The organism is Rhodococcus rhodochrous (assembly GCF_014854695.1).
Taxonomy (GTDB): domain Bacteria; phylum Actinomycetota; class Actinomycetes; order Mycobacteriales; family Mycobacteriaceae; genus Rhodococcus.
The window spans coordinates 3,545,743-3,563,032 of record NZ_CP027557.1 but is presented as its reverse complement, the minus strand read 5'-3'; the positions used below and the strand labels follow the sequence as shown (position 1 = coordinate 3,563,032).

The window sequence follows — 17,290 nt, the reverse complement described above, 5'->3', positions numbered from 1 at the left end:
CCGCATGACTGCCAGCAGGACCGACGGGGTCGACCCCGTGCCGAATCCGCACGCCACTGCCGAAGAGGTCGCAGCCGCGCTCGAGGACACCAAGCTCGCCCAGGTGCTCTACCACGACTGGGAAGCCGAGACGTACGACGAGAAGTGGTCCATCTCGTACGACGAGCGGTGCATCGACTACGCCAAGGGCCGGTTCGTCGCCGCGGCCGGCGATCAGCCGCTGCCCTACGAGCGCGCACTCGAACTCGGCTGCGGCACGGGTTTCTTCCTCCTCAACCTCATGCAGGGCGGGGTCGCGAAGACCGGTTCGGTGACCGACCTGTCGCCCGGCATGGTGAAGGTCGCGCTGCGCAACGCCGAGAACCTCGGGCTCGACGTCGACGGCCGCGTCGCCGACGCCGAGACCATTCCGTACGACGACGACACCTTCGACCTCGTGGTCGGACATGCCGTGCTGCACCACATCCCGGACGTCGAGCAGTCGCTGCGCGAGGTGCTGCGCGTGCTCAAGCCCGGCGGCCGGTTCGTCTTCGCCGGTGAGCCCAGCACGATCGGCAACTTCTACGCCCGCATGCTCGGCCGGGTCACGTGGGAGGCCACCACCAACATCACCAAGCTGCCCTTCCTGCGCGACTGGCGTCGTCCGCAGACCGAGCTCGACGAGTCCTCCCGGGCGGCCGCCCTCGAGGCCGTCGTCGATCTGCACACCTTCGATCCTTCCGATCTCGAGAAGCTGGCCTCCTCGGCCGGAGCCGTCGAGGTCGAGGCATCGAGCGAGGAGTTCGCCGCGGCCCTGCTCGGCTGGCCGGTGCGCACCTTCGAGGCCGCCGTCCCGCAGGAGAAGCTGGGCTGGAACTGGGCGAAGTTCGCCTTCGGTGGCTGGAAGACGCTGAGCTGGGTCGACGAGAACATCCTCAAGCACGTCGTGCCCCGCAGCTTCTTCTACAACGTCATGATCACCGGTGTGAAGCCCGGCAAGTAGTTGGGCTACGACTTCACCCTCGCCGACGTCGAGTACCTGACGTCGGACGACGGCCGCGACGCTCTCGCGAGCGTCGCCGACCGGGAACTGTCGACGCGTACGCGTCTTGCCGACATCGGCTGGGCGCGTACGCGTTTCGGTGATCGTGCCGGAATGCTCGTCGAAACCGTCCTCCTGCGGCGCAAGGCGGAGGCGAAGATCGCCGGCGGCGCAGGGTGGGTGCTCACCGACGACGCTCTGCAGCAGTCGACGCCCACGCGTGTCGCGGCCCACCGCGCCCGACGGTTGCGCGGCCGCACAGTGCACGACGTGACGTGTTCGATCGGCGCCGAACTCACCGAACTCGTCGGGGTCGCCGAGACCGTGATCGGCAGCGATCTCGACGACGTGCGTCTGGCGATGGCCGCGCACAACGTCCCCGGGGCGTACCTCCTGCGTGCCGACGCCCTGCGTCCGGTCACGCGGGGCACCACGGTCATCGCTGATCCCGCACGCCGTTCGGGCGGGCGACGAACTCACGATCCGGCGGCGTTGCAGCCACCGCTGCCCGACCTCCTCGACGCCTACGCGGGCCGCGATCTCGCCGTGAAGTGCGCACCGGGACTGGATTTCGATTCGCTCGACTGGGCCGGTGAGGTCGAGGTCGTCTCGCTCGACGGCGGAGTCCGCGAAGCGTGCCTGTACTCGCCGGGACTGAGCACTCCCGGTGTGCGCCGACGGGCTGCGGTACTGCGTTCGGACGGAACCGGTTTCGAGATCACCGACGCCGCGGACGACGACATCCCGGAACGGGAGCCGGGGGAGTGGATCGTCGACCCGGACGGTGCGATCGTGCGTGCCGGTCTCGTCCGCCACTACGCCGCAGCCCACGGACTGTGGCAACTCGACCCGCGGATCGCCTATCTCACCGGCGACAGCCTGCCCGACGGAGTACGGGGTTTCCGGATCGTCGAGCGTCTCAAGTACAGCGAGAAGACGCTCCGTCAGGCGCTCGCTCGCCACGATTGCGGCGCGGTCGAGATCCTCGTGCGGGGCGTCGACGTCGACCCTGCGGTGTTGCGTCCGCGCCTGAAGCTGCGCGGGTCGGCATCGCTCAGCGTGGTGCTCACCCGCATCGGCCGGACGCCGGAAGCCTTCGTCTGCACGCCGTCGCGCTGACCGCCCTCACCCGGGCGGCTGTCCTCACACGGACTGCGGTTCGCGCAGCACCACCACGTCGCCGTCGAGGGTCGTGATCACGAACTCCCCGCCCGGGCCGACGCCGGTGCCGACCGGCAATCCGGTGGAGGGATCGAGCGGTTCCTCCTCGAGCGTCGCGCCGTCCGTGAGATCGAGCACCGCCGCTGCGAGACCCTGATCGCCGTCGACGACCACATAGGCCCGGCCGTCGGCGGTCACCGCCGGCGCACCGTACGGGGTCACGTCCGCCCGTTCCCACTCGACCTCGACGCTGTCGCCGGCGTCGCGCAGGGTCGTCAGCGGGGCGCTGCCGTCGGCCGACGCGAGGAGCAGCAGTCCGTCCTCGGTGACGGCGGGACCGAGCGCCGTGGGACGGCCGGTCTCGTGGGTCCATCGCGCTTCGCCCGTCTCGGTGTCGAGCGCCCACAGGGCACCCTCCCCGTCGTGGACGTAGACGGTCGAACCGTCCGCGGACAGAACCGGACTCGTCACCGCACCTCCGGGGAGGTCGGGTACCGACCACTCCTCGGACACCACGGCGTCGTCACCGGCCGTGTAGCGCACCGCCACGAGCGCAGACCTGTCCGCACCCGGACGCCACACTGTGACGAAGACGCGGTCGGTGGAGGTGTCGACGGCCGGGGTGGTGGCGACCGGGCAGTCCGCCGAGCCACCGAAGCAGGCGGGCAGACCGTGATCGCTCGCGAGTCGCGGCAGGTTCTGTCCGTCCTCGACGGTCGGCACCGGCACGAGATCGAACAGCGGTGCCTCGAGGTGTCCCGTCTGCGGGTCGACGACGTTGACCTGACCGAAATGCGTGACCACCAACAAGCTTCCGTCGGAGGTGAACTGTGCGCTGCGGGGGCTGCCGCTCACGGGAATGCGCCAGCGACGCTGGCCGTGCTCGTTGAACGACAGCAGTCCGCCGTCCTCACCGACGTAGATGTTCGCGACGCCGTCGGAGACGGGCGTGATCGTCGTGACGGCCGGGGCGAGACGCGTGCACCAGCGCTTGCGGCCCGTGTCCATCTGGAAGGAGAACAGATTGCATCCGGCTTCCGTCCCGGCCGTCACCGAGATCTGACCGTTGGCCGCGATGCCGGCGGGGGAGCCGACCGGGCCGCCCAGCGGACGCGTCCAGCCGGGCGCGAGGTCGTCGACGCTCTCGGCGGTCGCGGTGTTGCTGTTGCGGGCATCGGAGTGCCGTCCCGGCCAGCCACCACTCGACAACACGTCGTCGGTGCCGGCCCCACCGCCGCACGCGCTCAGCGCGAAGACCACCGTCAGCGCCGGGACCGCGGTCCGCAGGACACCCCGCATCACTCAACTCCTCCACAGGCGAACGATTCGACGTGTCAGCGTATCGGGCCGGGGGTCGTGAGCCGCGAACGAGGCGGACCGTAGGCTGCCCCTATGACGAGCATGTGGGGTGCACCTCTGACGGCGAGGTGGCGCGGGTCCCGTCGCAGGGATCCCGAACAGGCACGATTCCTGACGCTGTCCTCTCTGAAGTGGGTGCTGGACAACAAGGCGTACACGCCCTGGTACCTGGTCCGGTACTACCGCCTGGCGAAGTTCCGCCTGGCCAATCCGCACGTGGTGCTGCGCGGCATGGTCTTCCTGGGCAAGAACGTCGAGATCCACGCGACTCCCGAACTGTCGCGCCTCGAGATCGGCCGCTGGGTCCACATCGGCGACGGCAACGCCATCCGCTGCCACGAGGGCTCGCTCCGGATCGGCGACAAGGTCGTCTTCGGCAAGGACAACGTCGTCAACACCTATCTCGACATCGAGATCGGCGCATCCACGCTGGTCGCCGACTGGTGCTACATCTGCGACTTCGACCACCGCACCGAGGACGTCACCTACCCGATCAAGGACCAGGGCATCGTGAAGAGCCCCGTCCGGATCGGTCCGGACACCTGGATCGCCGCGAAGGTGACCGTGCTCCGCGGCACCCGGGTCGGCCGCGGTTCGGTGCTCGGAGCGCACGCGGTCGTCAAGGGCGACATCCCCGATTTCAGTATCGCGGTGGGTTCGCCCGCCAAGGTCGTCAAGAACCGTAAGGTGGCGTGGGAGAGCGCCGCTGCCGAGCGTGCCGCCCGGGAAGCGGCGCTCGCCGATATCGCACGGAAGAAGTCGGGAGACACGCCCGCGGACGTGCACCAGTAGCGACGCGGGCCGGACACTGTCGGGGGACAGCAATGGAGTACTCGGAGTATCGGAGTCACGACGCGACCGGCCTCGCCGAACTCGTCGCGACAGGGCAGGTGTCGGCGAGCGAACTGCTCGAGACCGCGATCGCGCGGCTCGACACGGTCGAACCGACACTGAACACCGTCGTCCGCAGGCTCGACGACAAGGCCCGTGTCCGGGCACGCGAACCGCTCGACGGTCCGTTCGCCGGGGTGCCGTTCCTGCTCAAGGATCTGGGGCAGGATCTGGCCGGTGAGCCGACCTCCTGCGGTTCCCGCGTCCTCGCGGACCTGCCGATGGACGAGAACTCGGTGATCGTCGACCGGTGGCTCGGAGCGGGCCTGGTCCCGTTCGCCAAGACCAACACCCCCGAGTTCGGGGCGAAGGGCATCACCGAACCCGAGGCCTTCGGGGCCACCCGCAACCCGTGGGATCCGTCGGTGACGCCGGGCGGGTCGTCGGGTGGTTCCGCCGCGGCGGTCGCGGCCGGCGTCGTTCCCGCTGCGGGAGCGAGCGACGGAGGCGGCTCCATCCGCATTCCCGCCGCCTGCTGCGGGCTCCTCGGGCTCAAGCCCGGTCGCGGACTCGTGCCCACCGGTATGCGCGGCGGGGAACCGCTGCACGGGGCGGCCACCAACGGGGTGATCTGCCGGACGGTGCGCGACGCCGCTGCCTTCCTCGACGTCATGGCGGGTCCGTATGCGGGTGGGCCGTATCTCGTCGAGCGTGCGCAGTCGTATGCGGAGGCCGCGCGCTCGGCGCCGAAGCGGTTGCGGATCGGATACGAGACCGCGTCACCGATCGGGACGCCGGTCGATCAGGAGGCGAAGGCCGCGGTCGATGCTGCCGTCGCGGTGCTCGAGGAACTCGGCCATCACGTCGAACCCGCCTCGACGGGTATCGACGAACGGCGCCTCGCCGAGGACTTCCTCACCATGTGGTTCGCCACGGCCGCCGCGGAGGTCGCCAAGGCCTGCCGTCTCACCGGAGCGCGACCCGAGGACTTCGAGTTCGACACCCGCATCATCGCCGCCGTGGGCAAGGCGACCTCGGCGTCGGACTACATTGCGGCACATGCCCGCTGGGCCGAGTACGCGAGCGGTCTCGCGCAGTTCCACGAACGTTACGATCTGCTGCTCACGCCGACACTCGCCTTCCCGCCGTCGCGCATCGGCGAACTCGACACGCCCCGCTGGATGCGGCGTGCCGGCGAGGCGCTCCTGCGTACCCGCACCGCGTGGATCGCGACCCGGGCCGGTTTCATCGACCGGGTGGTGGACGACAATCTGGGCCGCACCCCCTACACGCAGCTGGCCAATATCACCGGACGCCCGGCGATCTCGGTGCCGTTGCACTGGACGGCGTCCGGTCTGCCGCTCGGGGTGCAGTTCGTCGGCCCACTCGGTGGGGAGGGCCTGCTCCTCGCCCTCGCAGGCGAACTCGAAAAGGCCCGGCCGTGGTTCGATCGGCAGCCGCCGCTCGCTCCCGCCGAGTTGCGCACCGCGTCCTGAGACGGAGTCGACTCAGGATCGGCGCAGAGCCTTCCGATACACGACCGTCTCGCACGGAACCGCAAGCACCTGAACGAGTTCCGGATGGCGCGTATCGAGGGGCGCGGGCTCCTCCGGCACGTACCCGAGCCGGGTGTAGAGCCGGTCGAGGAACACCTTCGACTCGTGTGAGGTGTCGCGCGGACGGATCACCTCGAGTTGCATCGTCTCGAAACCTCGCTCGGCGAACTCCGTCTCGACGGTGTCGATCAGGAGGCGGCCGACGCCCGTGCCGCGGACTTTCGGGTCGGAGGCGAGCATCCCGAACTCGGCCGTCGTCGCGTCGACCGGGGTCACGCGGATGCAGCCGACCACCCGGCCGTGCGAGCGGGCGATGCGTATGCTGCCCTCCTGCGCGTACCGGGTGATCTCGTCCGTGTCGGTCCGCGTGGTGCCCGGCACCCACATGCCGTCCTCGGCCACCGCGTAGACCGCGTTGAGCAGTTCGGTGACGGCGACGAGATCGGATTCGTGCGGTGCGAGGCGCTCGACCTGGACCGTGTGCTGCTCGTTCATCCGCGGTCCGGGAGGGGACGTTGGGGGATCGTGGGGCGTGCAAGCGGGTGACGCACCCGCCGCTTCGCCGACGAGTAGACCTGCGCGGTCTCCTCGGCGACGCGGCGCCAGTCGAAGTCGTCGGTCAGTCGTGCTCGGGCGGCCCGCGCACGCACCTGCGCGGCCTCGGGGTCGTCGAGGGTTTCCCGGACGGCCGAGACGAGTCCGGCCACGTCGCCGGGCCGGAACGACAGTCCGGTCACGCCGTCGACCACGGCTTCGCCCAGGCCACCGGCGGTGGACGCGATGAGCGGGGTACCCGCCGCCGCGGCCTCGAGGGCGATGATGCCGAACGGCTCGTACCGGCTCGGCAGCACGATCGCGTCGGCGCCGTGCAGCCAACCGAGCAGTTCGGTGTGGTCGAGGTTGCCGAGGAAACTCACCGAGCGCGCGACGCGGTGCACGCGTGCCTGCTCGCGCAGCCACTCGAACTGGGTGCCCTCACCGGCGACCACGAGGGTCGTGCCGGAATGCGAGCGGCGGATGCGGGGGAGCGCGGCGATCGCGTCCTGCACACCCTTCTCGTATTCGAGGCGACCGACGTACAGCAGTCGTGCCGGCCCGGGACGCGGTTCGCGGTCGCGGTACGACCAGGTGGTGATGTCGATGCCGTTGCGGATCACCGAGATCTCCGGCAGATCCGGACCGTACAACTCGGTGACCTCGTCGTGCATCGACGCCGAACACGTGATGAGACGGTCGGATTCGTTGGCGAGCCACCACTCGACGGAATGCACCTGGCGGTTGATCCGGCCCGACAGCCAGCCGCTGTGGCGACCGGCCTCGGTCGCGTGCAGGGTCGACACGAGCGGCACGTCGAAGTACTCGGCCAGCGCGATCGCCGGGTGGGCGACGAGCCAGTCGTGGGCGTGGACGACGTCCGGATACCAGCCCTCGCCGATACCGCCGCGGCTCAGTCCGATCCCGGCGCGGACCATCGCGTGGCCCATCGCCAAAGTCCAGGCGATCATGTCCTCGCCGAAGTCGAAGTGGGGTGCGTCCTCCGCGACCGCCACCACGAGCACGCCGTCGGTGATGTGGCTGATCGTGGGGTGGGTCGACGCATCGGTGCCGGTTGGGCGACGTGACAGCACCACCACTTCGTTGCCCGCCGCGGCGAGTTCGGTGGCGAGGTGGTGGACGTGTCTGCCCAGGCCGCCGACGACGACGGGTGGGTACTCCCATGAGACGAGCAAGATCTTCATCGCGGGCCTCCGTGGCGTCCGGGCAGTCGTCGGGCGTCGAGTCCTGGGAAGAGATTGTCGGCGCGGTTCCATCCGTCGGCCAGACGCTGTGCCGTCTCGGTGCGTCCGGAGTCGACCGCCTCGGCGATCTCACGCAGGGCGTGGGCGTGTTTGTGCGCGCGGTCGCGGGCGTAGGCGGCGGCGGTGTCCTTGCTGACCATGAACGCCCAGTCACTGGAGACCGTCAGCAGCGCTTCGCGCACCATCTGGTCGTGCACGCGGTTGCGGAGCGCGACCGACGACGTGCTCTGCTCGCGGGACTTGTCGATGCTGTCGAGGGTCGTGCGCACCACTTCGTCGTTCAGACGCACGAGATCGGCGACCTGGTTGCCGGCCCAGACCCGCCAGTCCTTGCCCGACCCCCACGACGAGTTCTCGAGATCGACGGAGGCACCGACATATCCGCGGTCGCGCGCATCGGCGAGGGTACCCACCTCGATGCCGGCCTCGGGAAGAGCGCGGAGCAGTCGTTCGAGGAAGACCGGGCCCTCGAACCACCAGTGGCCGAACAGTTCCGTGTCGAAGGCCGCGACGACGAGTGCGTCCCGGCCGATGCGGTCGGATTCGCTGCGCAGTCGCTGCCGGACGGTCTCGACGAAGTCGGCGACGTGCCGGTCGACGGCCTGTGACGCGAGTTCGGGGTCGTAGGGGGCCTTCTCGTGGGAGGGCACCGTGCGGCCCGTGACGCGGGACGGCTTGAGTCCGGTGTCGTGGCAGTAGGTGTGGAAGTCGCGGTAGGCGGAGTGGCCGGGATAGCCGGACTTCGGCGACCACACCCGATACGAGACCTGCAGGTCGCGGCCGAAACACACGACGTCCGAGTCGCGGACCGTGCGGCCGAGCGAGGTGTCGCCGCGCAGCGCGGGACCGTCGACCATGAAGTGCTCGACTCCCGCTGCGGCGTAACCCTTCTCCATGCCCGGGGTGTAACCGCATTCCGGACCCCAGATGCCGCGCGGGCGATGGTTCCAGCGGGCGTGCGCGTCGGCGAGACCCTCGGACAGGGAGAAGGCGCGCAGTCGCGGGTCGAGGAGGGGCTGGAACGGATGGGCGAGGGGGCCACCGAGCAGTTCGATCGCGTCGGCATCGATCAGTTGTCGCACGACGGGGGATCCGCCGTGGCGCCAATGGGTTTCGAAGTCCTCCAGTGCCGCAGTGGCGGCGCGGTGTTCGCGGGCGCCGAGCGCGCGGTAGGACTCCTCCCGCATGCCGGCGGCCTCGTGCGCGCGCAGCTGCCAGTTGCCGAGCCAGTGGTGCATTCCGGCGAGGCAGTGCGGGTCGTCGAGTTGCGCGGCCAGTACCGGGGTGATGCCGAGTGTGAGCATCCGGGTCCGGCCTTCGGTGGCGAGCCGCCGCAGGACGTCGGTGACGGGCAGATAGGTCGCTGCCCACGACTGGTAGAGCCATTCCTCGCCGACGGGCCACCGGCCGTGATGGGCGAGCCACGGGAGGTGGGAGTGGAGGACGAGCGCGAACATGCCGGGTTCGCGAGATGATGCGGCACTCACGGAGCGGTGTCCTTCGCTGCGGGGTCCTTCACGGCGATCGCGACGAGATCGAGGCTGGCGTCGATGTTCTCGGGGACGATGGTGAAGTCGTCGGTGGAGACCATGGCGACGTCGGCGGTGAGATCGTCCGGCCACGGTTGTCCGGCGAGGGCGCGTTCGATCTGGGCATCGATGAACGATCCGCCGTGCTTGGCATCGAGTGCGCGCAGCGTGGGGCCGTGGTGCACGCCGGTCATGAGTTCGACGCGGAAGCCGGCGTCCTCGAGAAGTTCGGTCAGTTCGGCGGCGTTCAGCTCACGGGTGTGGAAGGGGTTGAGCGGGGTGTCGCGGCCGGGGGAGAAGGTGATGCGGTTGGGAGTGCTGATCAGCAACTCGCCGCCGGGAGTGAGAACGCGGTGACATTCGCGTAGGAATTGTGTCTGATCCCACAGATGCTCGATCACCTGGAAGTTCACGACCGTATCGACCGATTCGTCCTCGAGGGGAAGTTCGGCGAGATTTCCGTGCCGGATGTCCACGCGGGGGTAGCGCGCGCGGATGTGTGCGACGGCGCTCTCGTCGTAGTCGAGGCCGATCACGCGCGTCGCCACGTCGGCGATCATGTCGGCTCCGTAGCCTTCGCCGGCACCGGCCTCGAGCACGGTCCGGTTCTCGCAACGGGGGAGAAAGTGCTGGTAGACGACCTCGTGACGTCGGAACCAATAGTTCTCCTCGGCGATGCCGGGGACCGTCCGTTCGCCGGTGAGGGGGAGGGTGTGCGCGTCATCGGCGCGGGCGGGGGTGTCGCTCACCGCCACGACATTAGACCTCTCCCCGGAGGGGTGGTCTCCGGTGTTCCAGATCACAGGTTTCGTCGTCCTTCCGTACGGCTATGGTGAACCGGGAATCCCGTCAAGTTACTGGCTGGTAACTTAGCGGCTGATAATCTATCGCACACGCCGTGCGAAAGACACGAGTGCTCGGTTCAGGCAGCGCCTTGCCGACCAAAGGCAGCTACACACAGGAGGTCGACGCAGACCCATGACGAACATCGTCGTTTTGATCAAGCAGGTCCCCGACACGTGGTCCGAGCGCAAGCTCAGCGACGGCGACTACACGCTCGACCGTGAGGCCGCCGACGCCGTGCTCGACGAGATCAACGAGCGCGCCGTCGAGGAAGCTCTGCTCATCAAGGAGCGCGACGGCGGCGAGGTCACCGTTCTGACCGCCGGCCCGGACCGCGCCACCGACGCCATCCGCAAGGCGCTGTCCATGGGCGCCGACAAGGCGATCCACCTCAACGATCCCGCCATGCACGGCTCCGACTCGATCCAGACCGCGTACGCGATCGCCGCTGCACTCGGCCAGATCGAGGGTGTCGAGCTGGTCATCGCCGGTAACGAGGCCACCGACGGTCGCGTGGGCGCCGTGCCCGCGATCATCGCCGAGTACCTGGGCCTGCCCCACCTGACGCACCTGCGCAAGCTCACGATCGCGGACGGCAAGGCCTCCGGCGAGCGCGAGACCGACGAGGGCGTCTTCGGCATCGAGGCTCCGCTCCCCGCCATCGTCTCGGTCACCGAGAAGATCAACGAGCCCCGCTTCCCCTCCTTCAAGGGCATCATGGCCGCCAAGAAGAAGGAAGTTCAGACCCTCACCCTCGCCGACATCGGTCTCGATCCCGAGATCTTCGGTGTTGCAAACGCTGCGTCCACCGTCACCGGTGTGACCCCGAAGCCCCCGCGCACCGCGGGTGAGCGCGTCACCGACGAGGGCGACGGCGGCAGCAAGATCGCTCAGTACCTGGTCGGCCAGAAGATCATCTGATCGCGCCCCGCGACAACATCTGACATATCTAGGAGAGAAGTAGTAATGGCAGAAGTACTCGTGCTCGTCGAGCATGCCGAGGGCGCGCTCAAGAAGGTCAGCACCGAACTCATCACCGCCGCGCGTGTGCTCGGCGAGCCCTCCGCCGTCGTTGCAGGTGCCCCCGGCACCGCCGACGCGCTGCAGGACGCCCTCGCCGCCGCCGGTGCGGTCAAGGTCTACGCCGCCGAGTCCGAAGACGTCGACAACTACCTGGTGACCCCGAAGGTCGACGTCCTCGCGTCGCTCGTCGAGTCCACCAGCCCCGCCGCCGTCATCACCGCCGCGTCCGTCGAGGGCAAGGAGGTGTCGGGCCGCCTCGCCGCCCGCATCGGCTCCGGTCTGCTCGTCGATGTCGTCGACGTCAAGGCCGACGGCTCCGCCGTGCACTCGATCTTCGGTGGCGCGTTCACCGTCGACGCCAAGGCCAACGGTGAGGTCCCCGTGATCTCCATCCGCCCGGGTGCCATCGAGGCCAAGCCCGAGGCTGCCGCCGCCGAGCGCGTGGCCGTCGAGGTTCCGGCCCAGGAAGAGAACGCCGTGAAGATCGTCTCGCGCGATCCGATCGTCGGCGGCGACCGTCCGGAGCTGACCGAGGCGTCGATCGTCGTCTCCGGTGGCCGCGGTGTCGGTTCGGCCGACAAGTTCTCCGTCGTCGAGGAGCTCGCCGACTCGCTCGGTGCCGCCGTCGGTGCTTCCCGCGCCGCCGTCGACTCGGGCTACTACCCGGGCCAGTTCCAGGTCGGTCAGACCGGTAAGACGGTCTCCCCGCAGCTGTACGTCGCGCTCGGCATCTCCGGCGCCATCCAGCACCGCGCCGGCATGCAGACGTCGAAGACCATCGTCGCCGTCAACAAGGACGAAGAGGCTCCGATCTTCGAGATCGCGGACTACGGCGTCGTCGGCGACCTGTTCAACGTCGCTCCGCAGCTGACCGAAGAGGTCAAGAAGCACAAGGGCTGATCCGCTCCGGCAGATCGATCCCTGCGCGGCCCCGCTCCTTCGAAAGGAGCGGGGCCGCGTGCATTCTGCGGGAGTGTTCATCGGCGATGCATCGCCGCGACACCCCGTCGCCGCCGACGCGCCTCCCACGGTCGTTACACCTTGGGGCATGACCACATCGCCGGTGCTGTACCGCCCGAGTGGATTCACCGCTCCCGTCCTGTCCGGCCCCCGCTACTCCCTCGTCGTGTCGACCGAAGCGTCGGATCGCCTGGCTGCGCAACGTCTTCGGTACCGGGTCTTCTCCGGTGAACCCGGCTTCCGGATCCCCGATGCGGGGGACGGATCCGACGCCGACCGGTTCGACGAGTTCTGCGACCACGTGCTGGTGCGCGATCGGGTCACCGACGACGTCGTCGGCTGTTACCGGATGCTGCCACCCGAAGCCGCCCGCGAGGCCGGTGGGTACTACACCGCCACCGAATTCGATCTCTCCGCACTCGACCCACACGGGCGCGGCCTGGTGGAGATGGGCAGGGCCTGCGTCGATCCCGCCCACCGTTCCGGGTCGGTCCTGACCCTGATGTGGGCCGGCATCCTGCACTATCTCGAGGCGACCGGACACAACGAGGTCGTCGGATGCGTCTCGGTGCCCATGCGCACGACGCCCGACGAGCCCGAGGCGTCGAACGTCCGGGCCGTGCGCGACCTGCTGCTCGAACGACACGCCGTCGAACCCGCAGCGCGGGTCCGACCGCTGAATCCCGTGGTGGTCGACGGCCACCCGCTCGACGAGATTGCTCCGTTGCCGCGCCCGGTCGTCCCGCCGCTGCTGCGCGGATACCTGCGGCTCGGTGCCCGGATCTGTGGTGAACCGGCCCACGACCCGGACTTCGGGGTAGCCGACTTCGTCGCGGTCCTCGCCGTGGACCGGGCGGACACCCGTTATCTCGCCCGCCTGCGCGCGGCCGCCGAGCGTGCCGAGCGGGGGTCGTGGTGACTCGGGCCGGTACGACACCGGTGCACGCGTGGATGCCGTCGAGTCCGTGCGGGATCCGGTGCCTGCCGGACAGGACGGACCGTGTGGGTCTGCCGACGGTGTGGTTGCGCATCGCGATCGTCACGGTCGTGCTGATGATGGTGCCGCTCCTGCCGGCCGGGCGGATGATTCCCGCGACGTGTCGGGAGAGCGCGGTGCGCCGCAGTGCGCGCGTGTTGTTGTGGTGCGTAGGCATCCGTCCGACGATCGACGACCGGCGTGACCGGCGGGCGCACGCAGGGGGCGTGCTCGTCGTTGCGCCGCACGTCTCGTGGACGGATGTCCTCGTCCTCACCGCGGTCGCTCCCGCGGAGTTCGTCGCACGAGCGGATCTGCTCGACTGGGGTCTGCTGGGCGCACTCGCACGCCGGATGCGTGTCATCACCATCGAACGGGAACGATTGCGACTGCTGCCCGACGTGATCGAGCGAGTTCACACCCGCCTGGTGGAGGGTGGACGCGTCGCGGTCTTCCCCGAGGGCACGACCCGATGCGGCCGGTCCCACGGCGGTTTCCGCCCCGCACTGCTGCAGGCGGCCGTGGACGCGCAGTGCCCCGTCCAGCCCGTGGGCCTGCGATACGGCGAGCGCGGGGGAGAGCTCACCGCCGTGCCGGCCTTCGTCGGCGACGAGACGATAGGTTCCTCGATCCGGCGGATGATCCGGAACCGCGGTGTCGTCGTCGAAGTCGTGCTCGCTCCGCTCGAACATCCGGGTCGGGACCGGCACGATCTCGCAGCCCGATGCGCCCGCGCGGTCCGTGACGAGCGCCCGGTCGAGGCCGTGACGTTCCTGCCGGTCGGCGGCTCACCGGTCGGTGGAGCGGCACGGACGGTGGACGCCGCCTGACGGGCGACCCCCTGAGCGCGGCGGGCACCTGCGCCGACCCGCTATCCTGGATCGGTCATGACCTCGCCCGCCGCCGGTCCCTCCGGTACCTCCACGACCGTCTACCTCGATCACGCCGCGACGACGCCGATGCTTCCTGCGGCCGTCGAGGCGATGACGTCGGTCCTCACCACCGTCGGAAACGCATCCTCCCTGCACGGATCGGGGCGCGCAGCGCGCCGGCGCGTCGAGGAATCGCGGGAGTCGATTGCGGCCGCCCTCGGCGCCCGACCCTCCGAGGTGATCTTCGTCTCCGGTGGCACCGAGGGCGACAATCTGGCCGTCAAGGGCATCTATTGGGGACGCCGCGCCCAGGACCCCCGGCGTCGCCGGATCCTCGCGAGTGCGGTCGAACACCACGCCGTGCTCGACGCCGTCGAATGGCTCGTCGAGCACGAGGACGCCCAAGTGACGTGGCTGCCGGTGGACGGGTCCGGCCGCGTCGATCCCACCACGCTCCGCGAGGAACTCTCGCGCCACGCCGACGAGGTCGCCCTCGTGTCCGTGATGTGGGCGAACAACGAGGTCGGCACCGTCATGCCGATCACCGAACTCGCTGCGGTCGCCGCCGAGTTCGACGTCCCGATGCACAGCGACGCCGTGCAGGCGGTCGCGCATCTCCCGGTCGACTTCACCGCGAGCGGACTGGCGGCACTGACCCTGGCCGCTCACAAGTTCGGTGGTCCGCAGGGAGCGGGAGCGCTGCTGCTCGGCAGGCAGGTACCGTGCGTGCCGCTCGCCCACGGTGGGGGCCACGAACGCGACGTGCGGTCCGGGACGCAGGACACCGCGTCCATCGTGGCGATGGTCGCCGCGCTGCGCGAGGTCACCTCGGATCTGCCCGGCCGCACCGCCGAACTCGCGCACCTGCGCGATCTTCTCGTCGCGGGTGTCGAGGCGGCGATCCCCGACGCGATCCTCAACGGTCCTCGCGAGGCCGGACGACTGCCCAACAACGCGCACTTCACGTTCCCCGGATGCGAAGGGGATTCGCTGCTGATGTTGCTCGACGCGGCCGGTATCGAATGCTCGACCGGTTCGGCGTGCACCGCCGGGGTCGCGCGGGCGAGTCACGTACTCGTCGCGATGGGGGCGGACCCGATCACGGCACGCGGTTCGCTCCGATTCTCGTTGGGGCACACCACAACCCGCAGTGACATCGACAAACTGATCGAAACTCTCCCTTCCGTGGTGGACAGGGCTCGCGCCGCCGGACTGGCGAGCGCCGGTGGACGAGGAGGTGACCGGAGATGAGGATTCTTGCGGCAATGAGCGGCGGTGTGGACTCGGCGGTCGCCGCCGCCCGCATGGTCGAGGCCGGACATGACGTCGTGGGAGTGCATCTCGCGTTGTCGACCGCGCCGGGCACACTGCGCACCGGCTCGCGCGGATGCTGCTCGAAGGAGGACGCCGGCGACGCCCGCCGCGCCGCCGACGTGCTCGGAATTCCCTTCTACGTCTGGGATTTCGCAGACCGCTTCAAGGAGGACGTGATCGACGACTTCGTCGCGTCCTATGCCGCCGGCGAGACCCCGAACCCGTGCCTGCGCTGCAACGAGAAGATCAAGTTCTCGGCGCTCGCCGACCGTGCCGTCGCGCTCGGCTTCGACGCCGTCGCCACCGGTCACTACGCGCAGTTGAACGACGGGGTGCTGCGTCGCGCCGTCGACGCCGACAAGGACCAGTCGTACGTGCTCGCCGTGCTCACCGCGGAGCAGTTGTCGCGCGCGGTGTTCCCCGTCGGCGACACCCCCAAGAGCCGGATCCGCGAGGAGGCCGCCGAACGCGGACTCGCGGTGGCGAACAAGCCCGACAGTCACGACATCTGCTTCATCCCGTCGGGCGACACCCGCGCCTTCCTCGGGGCCCGGATCGGTGTGCGTCCCGGCGCCGTCGTGGACGACCGTTCGGGTGAGGTGCTCGCGCAGCACGAGGGCGTGCACGGTTTCACCATCGGCCAGCGCAAGGGACTCGGTATCGCCGGGCCCGGACCGGACGGCCGCCCCCGCTACGTCACCGCGATCGAACCGGAGAGCGGCACCGTCCGGGTCGGCAGCGCCGAACAGCTGAAGGTCGAGTCGATCCGGGCCGAACGCGCCGTGTGGACCTCCGGCACCGCTCCTGTCGGACCGATCGAGTGCGTCGTCCAGGTCCGCGCCCACGGTGGCCTGGCCCCGGCCGTCGCCGAAGCGGTGGGTCCGGGCATCGAGATCTCGCTGCGCGAACCGCTCACCGGTGTCGCCGCCGGTCAGGCCGCCGTGCTGTACCGGCCCGACGCCGCGGGCGACATCGTCCTCGGCAGCGGCACCATCACGGCAGGGGACCGGTGACCGCACCTGCCACCGGCCGCGAGGTGTGGTCCGGTCTCGCGACAGGCATCGGCTCGTGGCCCGGGACGGACCCGCGTGAGGCCGCGGCGGTCGTCGTCGGCGAACTCACCGATATGCCCCACCTCGTCGAACTGCCGGCCCGCGGCCTCGGTGCCGACATGATCGGGCGGGTCAGCGCCCTGCTCGTCGACATGTACCTCGATACCTCGACCACCGGCTACCGCCTCGTGTCGCGACGCGGCGGCGTGGCCGCCCGGGCGCGCGACCTGCTCGCCCAGGACCTCGACGCGCTCGAAGAGGCCTGGGAACGCGCCGGACCGGCCGCCGACCGTCCCGTGAAGGTGCAGGCCGCCGGGCCGCTGACCCTCGCCGCTCACGTCGAACTCGCCACCGGACGACGGGTGCTCACCGACCGTGGCGCCGTCCGCGACCTGGCCGAATCGCTCGCGGAGGGCATGGCCCGACACGCTGCCGAGATCACCCGCCGGCTCGGGGTGCGCGTCGTCGCGCAACTCGACGAACCGTCGCTGCCGGACGTGCTCGCCGGGACGCTGAAGGGCCGGACCGTCCTCGAGACCGTCCCTGCCGTGCCGGACCCGGAAGCGCTGGACGTGCTCGACACGACGATCCGGGGCACCGGGCTCTCCGTCGCGGTGCACTGCTGCGCGGGCACCTTCCCGGCCGACTTCCTGCGACGCAGCGCTGCCGACGCCGTGGCCTTCGACGTCGGACGCGTGCGACGCTCCGACCTCGACGGACTCGGCGAACTGTTCGACTCCGGCACGGTCCCGATCCTGGGGATCGTGCCCGCCACCGCATCGGCTTCGACGGGCTGGCGCGAGTACGCGGCACCGGCCGTCGAACTGATCGACCGGCTCGGCTTCCCCCGGAAGGTGCTGCAATCGGTGGCGGTGAGCCCGGTCTGCGGGCTGGCCACGGCCTCCACGGAGGGAGCACGGGCCGCTCTGCGTTCGCTGCGCGACGTCGCGTCGGCCTTCGCCGAGGAAGCCGACACGCTCTGAGTATTCCGGTC

General features: G+C 69.8%; 16 protein-coding genes. 11 read left to right on the top strand and 5 right to left on the bottom strand.

What is annotated here, in order from left to right; translation table 11 throughout:
* Positions 1–4 precede the first annotated feature (4 nt).
* Both C6Y44_RS16580 and C6Y44_RS16575 read left to right on the top strand, forming a co-directional pair.
* Positions 5–982 (top strand): class I SAM-dependent methyltransferase, encoded by a 978-nt coding sequence (locus C6Y44_RS16580; RefSeq protein ID WP_159417941.1) that lies wholly within the window; start codon positions 5–7, stop codon positions 980–982.
* Positions 983–2,140, top strand: coding sequence for a THUMP-like domain-containing protein (locus C6Y44_RS16575; RefSeq protein ID WP_159417942.1), 1,158 nt, complete (start codon positions 983–985; stop codon positions 2,138–2,140).
* Between the two features lie 24 nt (positions 2,141–2,164).
* On the opposite strand, the gene C6Y44_RS16570 is transcribed toward C6Y44_RS16575, so the two are convergent.
* Positions 2,165–3,481, bottom strand: a complete 1,317-nt coding sequence (locus C6Y44_RS16570) for an outer membrane protein assembly factor BamB family protein (protein WP_159417943.1) — start codon at positions 3,479–3,481, stop codon at positions 2,165–2,167.
* A gap of 93 nt (positions 3,482–3,574) precedes the next feature.
* Between C6Y44_RS16570 and C6Y44_RS16565 the strand changes: the two genes are divergently transcribed.
* Both C6Y44_RS16565 and C6Y44_RS16560 read left to right on the top strand, forming a co-directional pair.
* Positions 3,575–4,333, top strand: coding sequence for an acyltransferase (locus tag C6Y44_RS16565; protein ID WP_059380749.1), 759 nt, complete (start codon positions 3,575–3,577; stop codon positions 4,331–4,333).
* Positions 4,334–4,365: 32 nt separating this feature from the next.
* Entirely contained in the window at positions 4,366–5,868 is a 1,503-nt protein-coding gene (locus tag C6Y44_RS16560; protein WP_159417944.1) for an amidase, read from the top strand.
* Between the two features lie 12 nt (positions 5,869–5,880).
* Here C6Y44_RS16560 and C6Y44_RS16555 read toward each other — a convergent pair whose 3' ends face one another.
* Genes C6Y44_RS16555 through C6Y44_RS16540 form a run of 4 tightly spaced genes read right to left on the bottom strand, consistent with a single transcriptional unit; the run spans position 5,881 to position 10,011 of the window.
* Complete coding sequence (locus tag C6Y44_RS16555; RefSeq protein ID WP_159417945.1) at positions 5,881–6,423, bottom strand: GNAT family N-acetyltransferase; 543 nt, start codon at positions 6,421–6,423, stop codon at positions 5,881–5,883.
* Positions 6,420–7,667, bottom strand: coding sequence for a glycosyltransferase family 4 protein (locus C6Y44_RS16550; protein WP_159417946.1), 1,248 nt, complete (start codon positions 7,665–7,667; stop codon positions 6,420–6,422). Before C6Y44_RS16550 ends, C6Y44_RS16555 begins: the two co-directional genes overlap by 4 nt.
* Entirely contained in the window at positions 7,664–9,184 is a 1,521-nt protein-coding gene (locus C6Y44_RS16545; RefSeq protein WP_159419181.1) for a 1,4-alpha-glucan branching protein domain-containing protein, read from the bottom strand. Before C6Y44_RS16545 ends, C6Y44_RS16550 begins: the two co-directional genes overlap by 4 nt.
* A 26-nt stretch (positions 9,185–9,210) precedes the next feature.
* Positions 9,211–10,011 carry a class I SAM-dependent methyltransferase gene (locus tag C6Y44_RS16540; RefSeq protein ID WP_159417947.1) on the bottom strand — a complete coding sequence of 267 codons (801 nt, stop codon included), beginning with the start codon at positions 10,009–10,011 and terminating at the stop codon, positions 9,211–9,213.
* 223 nt (positions 10,012–10,234) lie between these two features.
* Here C6Y44_RS16540 and C6Y44_RS16535 point away from each other — a divergent pair, with 223 nt between their 5' ends.
* From C6Y44_RS16535 to C6Y44_RS16505, 7 genes are all read left to right on the top strand, one after another.
* Positions 10,235–11,020, top strand: coding sequence for an electron transfer flavoprotein subunit beta/FixA family protein (locus C6Y44_RS16535; protein WP_019288406.1), 786 nt, complete (start codon positions 10,235–10,237; stop codon positions 11,018–11,020).
* Positions 11,021–11,065: 45 nt separating this feature from the next.
* Entirely contained in the window at positions 11,066–12,022 is a 957-nt protein-coding gene (locus tag C6Y44_RS16530) for an electron transfer flavoprotein subunit alpha/FixB family protein (protein WP_006554564.1), read from the top strand.
* Between the two features lie 148 nt (positions 12,023–12,170).
* On the top strand, positions 12,171–13,001 hold the full coding sequence (locus C6Y44_RS16525) for a GNAT family N-acetyltransferase (protein ID WP_159417948.1): 831 nt from the start codon (positions 12,171–12,173) through the stop codon (positions 12,999–13,001).
* 32 nt (positions 13,002–13,033) lie between these two features.
* Positions 13,034–13,888, top strand: coding sequence for a lysophospholipid acyltransferase family protein (locus tag C6Y44_RS16520; protein WP_120283499.1), 855 nt, complete (start codon positions 13,034–13,036; stop codon positions 13,886–13,888).
* 57 nt (positions 13,889–13,945) lie between these two features.
* Positions 13,946–15,181, top strand: coding sequence for a cysteine desulfurase family protein (locus tag C6Y44_RS16515; protein WP_159417949.1), 1,236 nt, complete (start codon positions 13,946–13,948; stop codon positions 15,179–15,181).
* The gene (gene mnmA / locus C6Y44_RS16510; RefSeq protein ID WP_120279766.1) at positions 15,178–16,257 is read left to right on the top strand and encodes a tRNA 2-thiouridine(34) synthase MnmA; all 1,080 of its coding nucleotides are present in this window, start codon (positions 15,178–15,180) and stop codon (positions 16,255–16,257) included. Before C6Y44_RS16515 ends, mnmA begins: the two co-directional genes overlap by 4 nt.
* Positions 16,254–17,279 carry a methionine synthase gene (locus tag C6Y44_RS16505; RefSeq protein ID WP_159417950.1) on the top strand — a complete coding sequence of 342 codons (1,026 nt, stop codon included), beginning with the start codon at positions 16,254–16,256 and terminating at the stop codon, positions 17,277–17,279. The genes mnmA and C6Y44_RS16505 overlap by 4 nt, the downstream gene beginning before the upstream one ends.
* The last annotated feature ends 11 nt before the right edge of the window (positions 17,280–17,290 follow it).

Excerpts from the sequence above, each read along its gene's own strand:
- C6Y44_RS16580 (WP_159417941.1), top strand. The coding sequence starts at position 5 with ATGACTGCCAGCAGGACCGACGGGGTCGACCCCGTGCCGAATCCGCAC.
- C6Y44_RS16570 (WP_159417943.1), bottom strand. The coding sequence starts at position 3,481 with ATGCGGGGTGTCCTGCGGACCGCGGTCCCGGCGCTGACGGTGGTCTTC.
- C6Y44_RS16565 (WP_059380749.1), top strand. The coding sequence starts at position 3,575 with ATGACGAGCATGTGGGGTGCACCTCTGACGGCGAGGTGGCGCGGGTCC.
- C6Y44_RS16560 (WP_159417944.1), top strand. The coding sequence starts at position 4,366 with ATGGAGTACTCGGAGTATCGGAGTCACGACGCGACCGGCCTCGCCGAA.
- C6Y44_RS16555 (WP_159417945.1), bottom strand. The coding sequence starts at position 6,423 with ATGAACGAGCAGCACACGGTCCAGGTCGAGCGCCTCGCACCGCACGAA.
- C6Y44_RS16550 (WP_159417946.1), bottom strand. The coding sequence starts at position 7,667 with ATGAAGATCTTGCTCGTCTCATGGGAGTACCCACCCGTCGTCGTCGGC.
- C6Y44_RS16545 (WP_159419181.1), bottom strand. The coding sequence starts at position 9,184 with ATGTTCGCGCTCGTCCTCCACTCCCACCTCCCGTGGCTCGCCCATCAC.
- C6Y44_RS16535 (WP_019288406.1), top strand. The coding sequence starts at position 10,235 with ATGACGAACATCGTCGTTTTGATCAAGCAGGTCCCCGACACGTGGTCC.
- C6Y44_RS16530 (WP_006554564.1), top strand. The coding sequence starts at position 11,066 with ATGGCAGAAGTACTCGTGCTCGTCGAGCATGCCGAGGGCGCGCTCAAG.
- C6Y44_RS16525 (WP_159417948.1), top strand. The coding sequence starts at position 12,171 with ATGACCACATCGCCGGTGCTGTACCGCCCGAGTGGATTCACCGCTCCC.
- C6Y44_RS16520 (WP_120283499.1), top strand. The coding sequence starts at position 13,034 with ATGCCGTCGAGTCCGTGCGGGATCCGGTGCCTGCCGGACAGGACGGAC.
- C6Y44_RS16515 (WP_159417949.1), top strand. The coding sequence starts at position 13,946 with ATGACCTCGCCCGCCGCCGGTCCCTCCGGTACCTCCACGACCGTCTAC.
- mnmA (WP_120279766.1), top strand. The coding sequence starts at position 15,178 with ATGAGGATTCTTGCGGCAATGAGCGGCGGTGTGGACTCGGCGGTCGCC.